The organism is Streptomyces sp. SAJ15 (assembly GCF_007595705.1).
In the GTDB taxonomy this organism is placed as follows: Bacteria; Actinomycetota; Actinomycetes; order Streptomycetales; family Streptomycetaceae; genus Streptomyces.
Window position 1 is genome coordinate 60,777 of the sequence record NZ_NISY01000018.1, and the last position, 12,963, is coordinate 73,739.

Annotated in this window: 11 protein-coding genes and 1 pseudogene; 8 read left to right on the forward strand and 4 right to left on the reverse strand. The window is 72.6% G+C overall.

All coding sequences use genetic code 11. The features are described 5' to 3' along the window. Positions 1-6: 6 nt before the first annotated feature. The 3 genes from CD790_RS30645 to CD790_RS30655 are packed head-to-tail and all read right to left on the reverse strand — an operon-like array spanning position 7 to position 3,688. On the reverse strand, positions 7-993 hold the full coding sequence (locus CD790_RS30645; RefSeq protein WP_144386652.1) for an ABC transporter permease: 987 nt from the start codon (positions 991-993) through the stop codon (positions 7-9). Then, positions 990-1,934, reverse strand: a complete 945-nt coding sequence (locus CD790_RS30650) for an ABC transporter permease (RefSeq protein WP_144386653.1) — start codon at positions 1,932-1,934, stop codon at positions 990-992. The genes CD790_RS30645 and CD790_RS30650 overlap by 4 nt, the downstream gene beginning before the upstream one ends. 8 nt (positions 1,935-1,942) lie before the next feature. Then, positions 1,943-3,688 (reverse strand): ABC transporter substrate-binding protein, encoded by a 1,746-nt coding sequence (locus CD790_RS30655; RefSeq protein WP_144386654.1) that lies wholly within the window; start codon positions 3,686-3,688, stop codon positions 1,943-1,945. A gap of 234 nt (positions 3,689-3,922) precedes the next feature. On the opposite strand from CD790_RS30655, the gene CD790_RS30660 reads away from it, so the two are divergent. The 8 genes from CD790_RS30660 (at position 3,923) to CD790_RS30695 (ending at position 12,495) form a co-directional block, all read left to right on the forward strand. Beyond that, complete coding sequence (locus tag CD790_RS30660; RefSeq protein WP_144386655.1) at positions 3,923-5,077, forward strand: FAD-binding oxidoreductase; 1,155 nt, start codon at positions 3,923-3,925, stop codon at positions 5,075-5,077. A 46-nt stretch (positions 5,078-5,123) separates the two neighbouring features. Further along, positions 5,124-5,438, forward strand: a complete 315-nt coding sequence (locus CD790_RS30665; protein ID WP_144386656.1) for a (2Fe-2S)-binding protein — start codon at positions 5,124-5,126, stop codon at positions 5,436-5,438. Continuing rightward, entirely contained in the window at positions 5,419-6,915 is a 1,497-nt protein-coding gene (locus CD790_RS30670; RefSeq protein WP_144386657.1) for an FAD-dependent oxidoreductase, read from the forward strand. The genes CD790_RS30665 and CD790_RS30670 overlap by 20 nt, the downstream gene beginning before the upstream one ends. An 89-nt stretch (positions 6,916-7,004) precedes the next feature. Next, on the forward strand, positions 7,005-7,913 hold the full coding sequence (locus tag CD790_RS30675; protein ID WP_144386658.1) for a dihydrodipicolinate synthase family protein: 909 nt from the start codon (positions 7,005-7,007) through the stop codon (positions 7,911-7,913). Between the two features lie 76 nt (positions 7,914-7,989). Next, positions 7,990-8,991, forward strand: a complete 1,002-nt coding sequence (locus tag CD790_RS30680; RefSeq protein ID WP_144386659.1) for a proline racemase family protein — start codon at positions 7,990-7,992, stop codon at positions 8,989-8,991. Continuing rightward, positions 8,988-10,370, forward strand: coding sequence for an aldehyde dehydrogenase (locus CD790_RS30685; RefSeq protein WP_144386660.1), 1,383 nt, complete (start codon positions 8,988-8,990; stop codon positions 10,368-10,370). Before CD790_RS30680 ends, CD790_RS30685 begins: the two co-directional genes overlap by 4 nt. Positions 10,371-10,414: 44 nt before the next feature. After that, complete coding sequence (locus CD790_RS30690) at positions 10,415-11,080, forward strand: GntR family transcriptional regulator (RefSeq protein WP_144386661.1); 666 nt, start codon at positions 10,415-10,417, stop codon at positions 11,078-11,080. A 152-nt stretch (positions 11,081-11,232) separates the two neighbouring features. Beyond that, a complete protein-coding gene (locus CD790_RS30695; RefSeq protein WP_144386662.1) occupies positions 11,233-12,495 on the forward strand; it encodes an alpha/beta fold hydrolase in 1,263 nt (420 codons plus the stop codon). A 163-nt stretch (positions 12,496-12,658) separates the two neighbouring features. Here the strand turns inward: CD790_RS30695 and CD790_RS36350 are convergent. Further along, positions 12,659-12,847, reverse strand: a pseudogene (locus tag CD790_RS36350) (putative RNA methyltransferase); the annotation flags it as partial. Between the last annotated feature and the right edge of the window lie 116 nt (positions 12,848-12,963).

Genomic DNA, 12,963 nt, shown 5'->3' on the forward strand with positions numbered 1-12,963 from the left:
CGGCCATCAGTACCTCACTCGCGGATCGATGACGGCGTACAGCAGGTCGACCGCCAGGTTGGCGACGACGATGAAGGTGGCGGCGAGGAGCGTCACGCCGAGGATCACCGGCTGGTCGCCGCTGGACAGCGCGCCGTAGAAGAGCCGTCCGATGCCGGGGAGCCCGAAGATGGACTCGGTGATCACCGCACCGGCGAGGAGGCCGCCCAGGTCCATGCCGAAGATGGTCAGGATGGGGGTCATCCCGGCGCGCAGCCCGTGCTTGACGACGACGGTGCGGCGCGGCAGGCCCTTGGCGCGGGCCGTGCGAATGTACGGCTCCGCCATCGTCTCGATCATCGAACTGCGGCTCTGCCGCGCGTACATGGCCGCGTACAGGACGGCCAGCGCCAGCCAGGGCAGCAGCAGGTTCGACGCCCAGTCCACCGGATCCTCGCCGAAGGGCACATAGCTCGGGTAGGGCAGCAGCCCGGCCGTCCGGATCACCCCGTAGATCAGCATCATCGAGGTGAAGTAGACGGGTAGCGAGGCGGCGGCGACAGCGCCGACCATCAGGGCCTTGTCGACGAGGGTGCCCTTGCGCAGGGCCGCGACGACACCCGCGGACAGACCGAGGGTCAGCCACACCACGGCGGCGCCCAGGGCCAGCGAGGCGGAGACCGGGAGACGGTCCATCAGCAGGTCCCAGACGGACTCGCTGTTCTCGTAGGAGTAGCCCAGGCACGGGAACTCGCAGTGCAGCTCGTACTGGCCGGTTCCCATGGTGCGGCCGGTGAAGATCCCGGTGACGAAGTCCATGAACTGCCGCCACAACGGCTGGTCGAGCCCCATGTGCTCGCGGATCGCCGCCAGCCGCTCGGAGCTGCACGACTTGCCGCAGGCCGCGGCGGCCGGGTCGGACGGCAGGACGTAGAAGATGGTGAAGGTGACGGCGGCGATGGCGATGAGCACGCCGGTCACCCCGAGCAGCCGGCGCACGATGTAGACGGTCATGTGCGACTCCCTCGCGGGTCCAGGACGTCCCGCAGCGCGTCGCCGAGCAGCGTGAACGCGAGCACGGTGAGGAAGAGACAGGTGCTCGGGATGACGAAGTACATGGGGTCGGTGTCGTAGAAGTTGACGCTCTCGGCGATCATCTGGCCCCAGGAGGGGGTGGGCGGGCGGACGCCGACGCCCAGATAGCTCAGCGCCGCCTCGGTGGAGATCATCCCCGGGATGATCAGGGTGGTGTACGCGATGACGGGTCCGGCGACGCCCGGGAGGATGTCGCGGGTCAGGATCCGCCAGGGGCCGGAGCCGCCGACGCGGGCGGCATCGACGTACTCGCGGTGTTTGAGCGAGAGGGTCTGGCCGCGCACCACGCGGGCGATGCCGGGCCAGCCGAACAGGCCGATGACCGCGATCATCAACACGATCCGGTTGACGTCCCGCGCCACCGACATCATCGCGATCATGAAGATGAGCGACGGGAAGGACATGGTGAGGTCCATCAGCCGGGACAGGACCCTGTCGGTGCGACCGCCGAAGTAGCCCGCGGCGATCCCGGCGGCGGTGCCGGTGACGACGACGATCGCGGTGGCGGCGACGGCGATGAGCAGCGAGACCTGGGCGCCGTGCACGACCCGGGCGAACAGGTCGCGGCCGGTGACGGGTTCCACGCCGAGCCAGTGGTCGGCGGAGACCCCGCCGAGCGGGCCGATCGGCTGCCCGCCCAGGTAGGGATCGACCGCGGTCTTGTCGAACTCCTCGGGCGACCAGCCGCCCAGCCTGCTGAGCAGCGGGGCGGCTACCGCCATGACCGCGAAGAGCGCGATCACGACGAGGGAGATCTTCACGGAGGTGCGCCGGCTCAGCTCCCGGCGGGCGAGCTGCCAGGGGCCGCTGCCCGCCGCGGCGGCCCCGGCGGCCGGGGTGTCGAGTGTCGTGGTGGCCATGGCGGGGTTCAGCCCTCGCTCTTGGAGGGGTCCTTGAGGCCGACCGAGGCGTAGTCGAGCTGGCCGCCGAAGGACGTCTGCCCGTACGCGCCCGCGATGTTGGTGCCCACCACCAGCGGCCAGCGCCGCACCAGGACCGGGACGGCGGGGGCCTTGGCGAGGATCTCGCCGTCCAGCTCCCGCCAGGCTTCCGCGGCCTTCCCGGCATCGGTCATCGCGGCGATCTCGTCCATCCGCCGCATGGTCGCCTTGTCGCGGAAGAGCGAGTGGTTGCCGGTGTTGCCCTTCTCCTTGATGTGGCGGCCGTCGAAGACGAACGGCAGGAAGGTGGAGCCGGACGGGTAGTCGGGGCACCAGCCGGTGTACACCATGTCGGTGCGGTTGGTCGTGTCGCCGATGGTGGTGTAGAAGGCGGCCGGGTCGACCGTCTCGATGGTCACCTTGATACCGGCCTTGCCCAGGGCCTGCTGGATGGCCTCGGCGCGGCCCTTGTCGCCGTTGGACACGGTCATCTTCGTGGTGAAGCCGCCCGGCTTTCCGGCCTGCTTCAACAGCTCCTTGGCCTTGTCGACGTCGCCGGTGACGGGGATCTTGAGCGTGTCGGGCTGCTTGCCGTCGAAGAGGGTGGCGGGCATGTAGGCGGTGGAGGCGTTGTTGAAGGCGGGGCCGCCGGAGGAGTTGACCACGATCTCCTTGTCGAGGGCGTACTGCACGGCCTGACGGACCTTCATGTCGTCGAAGGGGGCGCGGCCGGTGTGCATCTGCACCATGTCGGTGCAGTTGGTCGACTCGGCGAGCAGCCGCTTGCGCACCGCGGCGTTGGGCAGCACCTTGACCCCGCTCTCCGGCCGCAGCGCGTACCACGAGACGGCGGAGGCGTCCGCGCCCTGGCTGGCGATCATCCGGTCGTCGATCTGGTTGTGCTTGAGCCCCATGACCATGACCAGCTTGTCCGGGTACGCCTTGCGTATCCCGTCCGTCTTGGGGTCCCAGTGGGGGTTGCGGACCAGGACGAGCTTCTTGTTGCGCTGGTACGTCTGGATCTTGTACGGGCCCGAGGAGAACGGGCGGCTGTCGTACCTGGGCCCGGTGTCCCTCTTCTTGGGCACCGGCGCGAAGGTGGGCATCACCGTGGCGTTGGCGAACTCGGCGAAGGGCTTGCGAAGTTCGAAGACGATCGTGCGGTCGTCCGGCGTCTTGATGGAGTCGAGGTGCTCGCCGTCGGCCGGTCCTCTGTAGCCCTCGGCACCCTTGAGGTAGCGGGCCGCGTAGTCGGCGCCGCCGTACAGGTCGGGGGAGAACGACCGCTCCACGTTGTACTTGACGTCCTGGGCGGTGACCGGGGTGCCGTCCTCGTACCTGATCCCCTTCTTGAGGCGGAAGGTCCAGGTCTTGGCGCCGTTGGACGGGGTGCCGAGGTCGGTCGCGAGGTCGGGGACCAGCTCGCCGCCCTCGGCCCCCGGGGCCGCCTTGTAGGTCACCAGGGTGCGGTAGAGCAGCCGGGTGCCGAACTCCATGTCGCTCATGGTCCAGTTGCGGGCCGGGTCGAGGTGGGTGAAGTCCTGGTGGGACAGGACCGTGAGGGTGCCGCCCTTCTTCGGGGTGCCTCCGATCACCGCGCCGAGGTTGGCGGTGGCCGGGTTCTTTCCCTTCCGGCCGTCGCTGGAGCGCTTGCCGCTGGAGCAGCCGGTCGTGCCGAGGGTGAGGGCCACCGCCACGGCGGTGGCGAGGACGGTACAGGTGCGCTTGTTCATCAGGGTCACTCCGTGAACAGTCGGACAGCACAGTGGCTGGAATGTGACCTGTAACATAGTAATGTGAAATTGCACTGGCAAGGTCTTCTCGACTTTGTTCTGTAGTCGTGCCCCTCGCCTGGGGCCCGTGACCGGCGTCGGGCGCCCCGCTCGCCGCAACTCCCGGCGCCCCTCCGGGGTGTGAATCGCGGTCGACCTCTTGGTATCGCCGGTGCAATGTGAAATATTACTGCCGTGCTCACGAGAGATTCCGCGGATGTCATCGTCGTCGGGGCCGGCATGGTCGGCGCGGCCTGCGCCTACTACGCCGCCCGGTCCGGCCTGCGCGTCACCGTGGTCGACCGCGGCCCCGTAGCGGGTGGCAGCACGGGGGCCGGGGAGGGGAACCTGCTGGTCTCCGACAAGGAACCGGGGCCCGAACTCGACCTCGCGCTGCTCTCCACCCGGCTGTGGCGGGACCTCGCCCAGGAGCTTCCGCTCGGGATCGAGTACGAGGCGAAGGGCGGCCTGGTCATCGCCTCCCGCGAGACCGGGATGGCCACGCTGCGGGACTTCGCCGCCGCCCAGCGCACGGCGGGCGTCACGGCGGAGGAGGTCGCGGCGGACCGCCTGCACGACCTGGAGCCGCATCTGGCCCCCGGCCTGGCAGGCGGCTTCCACTACCCCCAGGACGCCCAGGTCATGCCCGCGCTGGCCGCCGCGCACCTGCTGCGTGCGGCCGGTTCCCGGGTGCGGCTGCGGCTCGGCGAGGAGGTCACCGGCCTGCTCGTCGGCGGGTCGGGCGAGATCCAGGGGGTGCGGACGGCCGCCGGGCCGGTCCACGCGCCCTATGTGGTGAACGCCGCGGGCACCTGGGGCGGCGAGTTCGCCCGCCTCGCCGGCGTGGAGCTGCCGGTGCTGCCCCGCCGGGGCTTCGTCCTGGTCACCGAGCCGCTGCCGCGCGTGGTGCGCCACAAGGTGTACGCGGCGGACTACGTCGCCGACGTGGCCAGCGGCTCCGCCGCGCTGCAGACCTCGGCGGTGGTCGAGGGCACCGCCGCGGGTCCGGTCCTCATCGGCGCCAGCCGGGAGCGGGTCGGCTTCGACCGCACGCTGTCGGTGGAGGTCCTGCGTCGCCTCGCCGCCCAGGCCACGGCCCTCTTCCCGGTCCTCGCCGGGGTGCGGGTCATCCGGACCTACCCCGGGTTCCGCCCGTACCTGCCCGACCACCTGCCGGCCATCGGCCCCGACCCGCGCGTGCCCGGGCTGCTGCACGCCTGCGGCCACGAGGGCGCCGGCATCGGCCTCGCCCCCGCCACCGGCCTGGCCGTCGCCCGCGCCCTGGTCGGCGGCGAACCCCCGCTCGACATGGCTCCGTTCCGGCCGGAGCGTTTTCCCTCAGCCGCCTGAGTCCGTCCGTCACGTCCGTCACGTCCGTCACGAGAGGAGGGCCACCGTGGCCCGTACCCCCGCCGAACTGGTCGGCGCACAGCCCGGTCCACCGTTCGAGATCACCATGGACGGCCGCACCGTGACCGCCCTGCCCGGGCAGTCCGTCGCCGCCGCCCTGTGGGGTGCCGGGATCGTCGCCTGGCGCTCCACCCGGAACGGCGGGCGCCCGCGGGGCGCGTTCTGCGGCATCGGCCAGTGCTACGACTGCCTCGCCACCATCAACGGCGAGCCCAACCGCCGGGCCTGCCTGGTTCCCGCCCGGCCCGGCGACGCCATCACCACGCAGGAAGGACACGGCCGTGCCGCTCTCGGCGTCTGAAGCGCATGAGGCGTCGAACGCGCGTGAACCGTACGACCTCGCGGTGATCGGCGCGGGCGCGGCCGGCCTCGCGGGCGCCGTCACCGCCTCCGAACTCGGCCTGTCCGTCGCCCTGCTGGATGCCTCAGGCCAGGTCGGCGGCCAGTTCTACCGCACCCCGGAACCGGGCCTCGGCGCCGCCCGGCCCGAAGCCCTGCACCACGACTGGGCCGCCTTCGCCGACCTGCGCGAGCGCCAGCGCGCCACAGACGGCATCGACCACCTCGCCGGACACCACGTGTGGACGGTGGCCCGGCGGAGCGACGAGCTGTGGGCGGTGCACGCCGTGACCGGTGCCGACGGGGCGGAGGAACGGCCGGTGCGCGTACGGGCGCGGGCGATCCTCATCGCGACCGGGGCCTACGAGCGCCAACTGCCCTTCCCCGGCTGGACCCTGCCCGGCGTCGTGAGCGCCGGAGGAGCCCAGGCGATGCTCAAGTCGGGTCTTGTGCTGCCCGGCAGACGGGTCGTCGTCGCGGGCAGCGGGCCGCTGCTGCTCGCCGTCGCCTCCTCGCTCGCCGCCGCCGGGGCGCGGGTCCCCGCCGTGGTGGAGGCGGCCGGCTACCTGCGCTACGCCCGCCATGTCCGCGCCCTCGCCACCAACCCGCACAAGCTCGCCGAGGCGGTGGTCCACGGCTCGGCGCTGCTGCGGCACCGGGTGCGGCTGCGCACCCGCAGCGCGATCACCGAGGTGCACGGCGATCAGCGGGTCGAAGCGGTGACGATCAGCCGGCTCGACGGCGACTGGCGGCCCGTGCGGGGGACGGGCCGCCAGATCGAGTGCGACACGCTGGCGGTCGGGCACGGCTTGGCCCCCCAGATCGACCTCGCCGTGGGACTCGGGTGCTCCACCCGCCCCACCGCGGACGGCGCCCTCGCCCTGGTCCTCGACGGACTCCAGGAGACCACGGTGCCCGGCGTATGGGCGGCGGGCGAGACCGGCGGGGTCGGCGGCGCCCAACTGGCCCGGGTCGAGGGCGAACTGGCCGCCATCGCGGTCGCCGCCCGGCTGGGCGGGCGATCGGTAAGGGCGCGGTCCGCGCGCGTGGCGCGGCTGCGCCGCACCCGCGACCGCATGCGCCGCTTCGCGGACGCCATGGCCGAGGCGCACGCCCCCGGTCCCGGCTGGCCCGAGTGGCTGGCCGAGGACACCGACGTGTGTCGCTGCGAGGAGGTGACCGCCGGGCACATCCGCGAGGCGGTCACCGACCTCGGGGCCCGCGACGCGCGGACCGTCAAGCTCCTCACACGAGCGGGGATGGGGTGGTGCCAGGGCCGGATGTGCGGTGCGGCCGTGGCCTGCCTCGCGGCCGGGGCGGACGGCCCCCCGGCGCCGCCGGCCGAGCGCCGCCCGCTCGCCGCTCCGGTTCCGCTCGGCGCGCTCGCCTCGCTCGAGCCTGCCGAGTCACCCGAGAAGTCCGTCGGGTCCGACCGCTGACGACTCGCCCCCGCTCACCCTCCCAGGTGCCCATCGGGCACCCCCGGCACCGCTATAAAATGTCACATGCCACAGAAGGGCTCATTCGCATGACCACCACCACCTGGAACTCCTCCCGTCCCTGGCGCGGCATCATGGTCGCCACCGCGCTCCCTCTTCGCGACGACCTCTCCGTCGACTACGACGCCTACGCCGAGCACGTCCGCTGGCTCGTCGACAACGGCTGCGACGGCGTCGTCCCCAACGGCTCGCTCGGCGAGTACCAGACCCTCACCGACGAGGAGCGCGCCCGCGTGGTCCGTACCGCGGTCGAGGCGGCGGGCGACCCGGCGCGGGTGATGCCCGGTGTCTCCGCGTACGGCAGCGGCGAGGCACGTCGCTGGGCCGAGCAGGCGGGCGAGGCCGGCTGCGGCTCCGTCCTCCTGCTGCCCCCGAACGCCTACCGCGCCGACGAGGCGTCCGTGCGGGCCCACTACGCCGAGGTGGCCGGGGTCGGAGTGCCCGTCGTCGCGTACAACAACCCCATCGACACCAAGGTCGACCTGACCCCGGCCCTGCTCGCCGGGCTCCACGCCGACGGGCACATCGTGGCCGTCAAGGAGTTCAGCGGCGACGTCCGGCGCGCCTACGAGCTCGCCGAGCTCGCCCCGGAGCTCGACCTGCTGATCGGCGCCGACGACGTGCTCCTCGAACTCGCCGTGGCCGGGGCCGTCGGCTGGATCGCCGGTTACCCGAACGCCTTCCCCGCCGCCTGCGCGCGGCTGTACCGGGCCGCCGTCTCCGGCGACCTCCGGACGGCGCTGCCCCTGTACCAGTCGCTGCACTCGCTCCTGCGCTGGGACTCCAAGACCGAGTTCGTCCAGTCGATCAAGCTCTCCATGGACATCGTCGGGCGCCACGGCGGTCCGGTCCGCCCGCCCCGCACCGCGCTCACCGGTGCGGACGAGGTCGCGGTACGCACCGCGACCGAGAAGGCCGTCGCCGAGGGCCACCGCTGACCGCCGGATCGCCACGCGGCCGGATCCCCGGCCCCATCCGACCCCCTGACCTTCCGACAGTCGAAAGGAGCCACCGGTGCGTACACGCCATGTCTTCCACGCGGTGGACTCGCACACCGAGGGCATGCCCACCCGCGTGGTCACCGGTGGTGTCGGGGTGATCCCCGGCGCCACCATGGCCGAACGACGACTGCACTTCATCGAGCACCTGGACCACATCCGTACGCTCCTGATGTACGAGCCGCGCGGCCACTCCGCCATGAGCGGCGCGATCCTCCAGCCGCCCACCCGGCCCGACGCGGACTACGGCGTCCTCTACATCGAGGTCTCCGGGCTGCTGCCGATGTGCGGCCACGGCACCATCGGGGTGGCCACCGTCCTGGTCGAGACCGGGATGGTGCCGGTCGTCGAACCCGTCACCACGGTCCGCCTCGACACCCCGGCGGGCCTGGTCAGCGTCGACGTACACGTCGAGGACGGCGCGGCGAAGGCGGTCACGCTCACCAACGTCCCCGCGTTCTGCGTCGGCCTGCACCGCCGAGTCGACGTCCCCGGCTTGGGCAAGGTGACCTATGACCTCGCCTTCGGCGGCAACTTCTACGCCTTCGTCGAACTCGACGCACTGGGCCTGCCGTTCGACCGCGCCCGCAAGGACGACCTGCTGGCCGCAGGGCTCGCCGTCATGGACGCCATCAACGCCACCGACCGGCCCGTGCACCCCGAGAGTCCGGAGATCGGCGGGGTGAAGCACGTCTATCTGGCGGCCCCCGGCTCCGACGCCGCGCACTCCCGCCATGCCATGGCCATCCACCCCGGCTGGTTCGACCGCTCGCCGTGCGGCACCGGCACCTCCGCCCGGATGGCCCAACTGCACGCCCGCGGCGAGCTGCCGCTGCACCGGGACTTCGTCAACGAGTCCCTCATCGGCACCCGCTTCACCGGCCGCCTCATCGGCGAGACGGAGGTCGGCGGCGTGCCGGCCGTCGTCCCCGCCATCACCGGACGCGCCTGGATCACCGGGACCGCCCAGTACTTCCTCGACCCGGACGATCCCTTCCCCGGAGGTTTCCTCCTGTGACCACCACCCTGTCCCCGGTTGTCTCCCGCAACCCGGCCGACCCCGCCGACGTCGTCGCGCACCTGCCCGCCGCCGGAGCGTTCGGCGCCGCCGAGGCCGTGGAGCGGGCCCGCGCCGCGCAGCCCGGCTGGCTGCGCGGCGGCGCGGCCGCCCGCTCGGCCGCCCTCGCCTCGATCGCGACCGCCCTCGAGACCGCCATGGACGAGCTCGCCGCGCTCGCCGTGCGGGAGGTCGGCAAGCCGTTTGCCGAGGCCCGTGCCGAGGTGGCTCGGACCGTCGCGATCTGGCGGTACTACTCCCAGGCCCCGTATGAACCGTCCGGCGCCGTCCACGAGATGGCCGCCGGGGCCGGGCTGCTGCTGACCCGCCGCCGCCCGCACGGGGTCGCGGGGCTGATCACGCCCTGGAACTTCCCCTTCGCCATCCCGAGCTGGAAGGCCGCCCCGGCGCTCGCGGTGGGCAACGCGGTCGTCCTCAAGCCCGCGCCCGAGGCCACGGCCTGCGCCCAGCGGCTCGCCGAGATCGTCCAGCGGGTGCTGCCGGAGGGGGTGTTCACGGCGGTGCCCGGTGGCGCCGCCGAGGGTGCCGCCGTGGTCTCCGCCGCCGACGTCGTCTCCTTCACCGGCTCGACCGAGGCGGGCCGGGCGGTCGCCCGCGCGGCCACCGCCCGCGGCGTTCCGCTCCAGGCGGAGATGGGCGGCCTCAACGCGGCCATCGTCCTCCCGGACGCCGACATCGCGCGGGCCGCCGCGCACCTGGCCGCCGCCATCGCCGGATACGCGGGCCAGAAGTGCACCGCCACCAGCCGGGTGATCGCCGTCGGCGCCGCCGCCGACCCCCTGCGGGAAGCCCTCACGGAAGCGCTGCGGAGCGTCCCGGCCGGGGATCCGGCCGACCCCGCCACGGTGTGTGGCCCGCTCATCTCCGAGCAGGCCCGCGAGCAGGTCGGCGGCGCCTGGGCCGGTCTGTCGGTGCTCACCGGCGGCATCCTCCCGGACGGCCCGGGCTGGTACGCGGCCCCGACCCTGGTCGAGAAGGTGCCCGCGGGCCACCGCCTGCTGCGCGAGGAGGTCTTCGGGCCCGTCGCCGCCCTGCTGAGGGCCGACGATCTGGCCGACGCGGTCCGCATCACCAACTCCGTGCCGCACGGCCTGGTCACCTCGGTGCACACGACCGACCTCGACGCGGCGCTGTACGGCCTCGACGAGCTGGACACCGGCATGATCCGCGTCAACGCCCCGTCCACCGGCGTCGACTTCCACCTGCCGTTCGGCGGCACGAAGTCCTCCGGCTACGGCCCGCGCGAACAGGGCCGCGCGGCGCTGGAGTTCTACACCGCCAGCCGCACGTACACCCTCTCACCAGGTAAAACCATGTGACATTGTACGCTGGTCCGGTCCAGCCAAGGCGCGAAGGGAAGACCGTGGGCCACCTGAAGCAGCACACCCTCATCACCACCAGGGAGCGCCTGCGCGACCAGGTCGCCCACGCCCTGCGTGCCGCCATGATCTCGGGCGAGCTGCGGCCGGGCCAGGTCTACTCCGCCCCGGGCCTCGCCGAGGACTTCGGCGTCTCCGCCACCCCGGTGCGCGAGGCGATGCTCGACCTGGCCCGCGAGGGCCTGGTCGAGCCCGTCCGCAACAAGGGCTTCCGGGTCACCGAGGTCACCGAGAGCGACCTCGACCAGTACACGGAGATCCGCGCCCTGATCGAGATCCCCACGGTGGGGCGCGTCACCCGGACCGCGACTCGCGACGAGCTGGAGGCGCTGCGGCCGGTGGCCGAGGAGATCGTGCGCGCCGCACGCGAGCACGACCTGATCGGCTACCTGGAAGCCGACCGACGGTTCCACCTCGCGCTCCTCAGGCTCTCCGGGAATGACCGGCTGGTCGAGACCGTCGGTGACCTGCGCAAGCGCACCCGCCTGTACGGCCTGAGCGCACTGGACGAGCGGGACCGGCTGATCCCGTCCGCCGAGGAGCACCTGGAGCTCCTCTCCCTGATGCTGGCGGGCGACGCCGAGGGCGCCGAGCGGTGCATGCGCCGACACCTGGGGCACGTGCGCTCGCTGTGGGCGACGTCTGAGTGAGCGCCCGCGTGGGCCACGCATAGCGGCACGTTATGCGGATCCGAGGGCTCCTGTGGACCGGCTCACCGCGCCAGGCTCTTCGTACGACGCCGTCCCCGTACCAGCTCACCGCCTGCGCCCGCCGCCCGCCACGTCCCTCAGGAGCCGAACCCTTGAACCCCGCGTACGCCACCGCCGACCATGTCTTCACCGTCCCCCTGGACCACACGCGCCCCGACGGCCCGACCATCGAGGTGTTCGCCAGGGAGGTCGCCGACCGGTCCCGGGCCGCCGACAAGCTGCCCTGGCTGCTCTATCTGCAAGGCGGGCCCGGCGGCAAGTCCCCCCGTCCGTACCGCGGATCGCCCGGCTGGCTGCCGCACGCGCTGAAGACCCATCGGGTGCTCCTGCTCGACCAGCGCGGCACCGGACGCTCCACCCCTGTCACGGCACGCGCGGCCGCCCGGATCGCCGACCCGGCGCGGCTCGCCGCGTACCTCACCCACTTCCGCGCCGACGCCATCGTCGACGATGCCGAGCTGATACGTCGTCAACTCTGTGGGGATGACCCCTGGGAGAGCCTCGGCCAGAGCTACGGCGGCTTCGTCACCCTCACCTACCTCTCCCGCGCGCCCCAGGGCCTCAGGGCGGCCTACGTCGCGGGCGGCCTGCCGGGCCTCGACGCGACCGCCGACGACGTGTACGCCCGCACCTACCCCCGTGTCCGCGACCGCGGGCGGGAGTTCTTCGCCCGCTACCCCGCCGACGCGGACCGGCTGCGCCGCATCGCCGACCTGCTCACCGCCACCGAGGTCCGCCTGCCCGACGGCGACCGCCTCACCGCCCGCCGCCTGCGCACCCTCGGCCTCGCCTTCGGCATGGGCGACGGCTTCGAGCGTGTGCACTGGCTCCTCGACGAGGCCCTCGACGCCCATGGCGAGCTGAGCGACACCTTCCTCCACCAGGTCATGAGTCTGACCGGCTTCACGGACAACCCGCTCTTCGCCGTCCTCCAGGAGTCGATCTTCGCCCAGGGGGCCGCCACCCGCTGGGCGGCGGACCGCGCCCTGTCCGCCTTCCCGGAGTTCACCGCCGACGCGGACCCCCTGCTGCTCACCGGCGAGATGATCTACCCCTGGATGTTCCGGGACATCGCGGGCCTGCGCCCTTTCGCCGACGCCGCCGACATCCTGGCCGACAAGGCCGACTGGCAGCCCCTGTACGACCACGCCGCCCTCGCCGCCAACCGGGTCCCCCTCGCGGCCGCCGTCTATCACGACGACATGTACGTCGACGCCGGCCTCTCCCTCGCCACCGCCTGCCAGGTGGGCAGCACCCGTGTCTGGGTCACCAACGAGTGGGAACACGACGGCATCACGGCCTCGGGCGACCGAGTCCTCTCCCGCCTGATGAAACTGGCACACGAGATCGACTGAGCGTGACGTGTGTGGGCAGGGGCCCACTGCTCGTCGGTCAGCGGGCGTGGGCGCCGCTCGTGATCACCGAAGCCTGTAGGCGGTGGCCAGCACGGAGACCGTGACCCAGCCGGGCAGGAGGCCGCCCTCGTTCAGCTGCGCCCGGCTCACGTGCCGTGCGCTCGGCGTCATCCCCACCAGGTCCAGGACTTCCCGTCAGGAGGCCGGCGTAGCCGTGGCGGGCGATGTCGAAGGTATGGCCCGCCGGACAGCGCAGTGCGCCGCGCTCGGCGTGCAGCAGGCGTGTGCGGCACGTCGGGCAGCGCAGCGGGTCGAGGGACAGTTCGAGGGCGGGGGGAAGCAACACGGGCACGAGGCACTCCTGGCAAGGGCGAAGGGAAGAGACCGTGCCTGCGCGAGCCCACAGAGGGCCACTGCCTCAGAAGGGAACGGGCAGTCCCAGGAAGGTGGTTCGCGCCGCAGGCACAC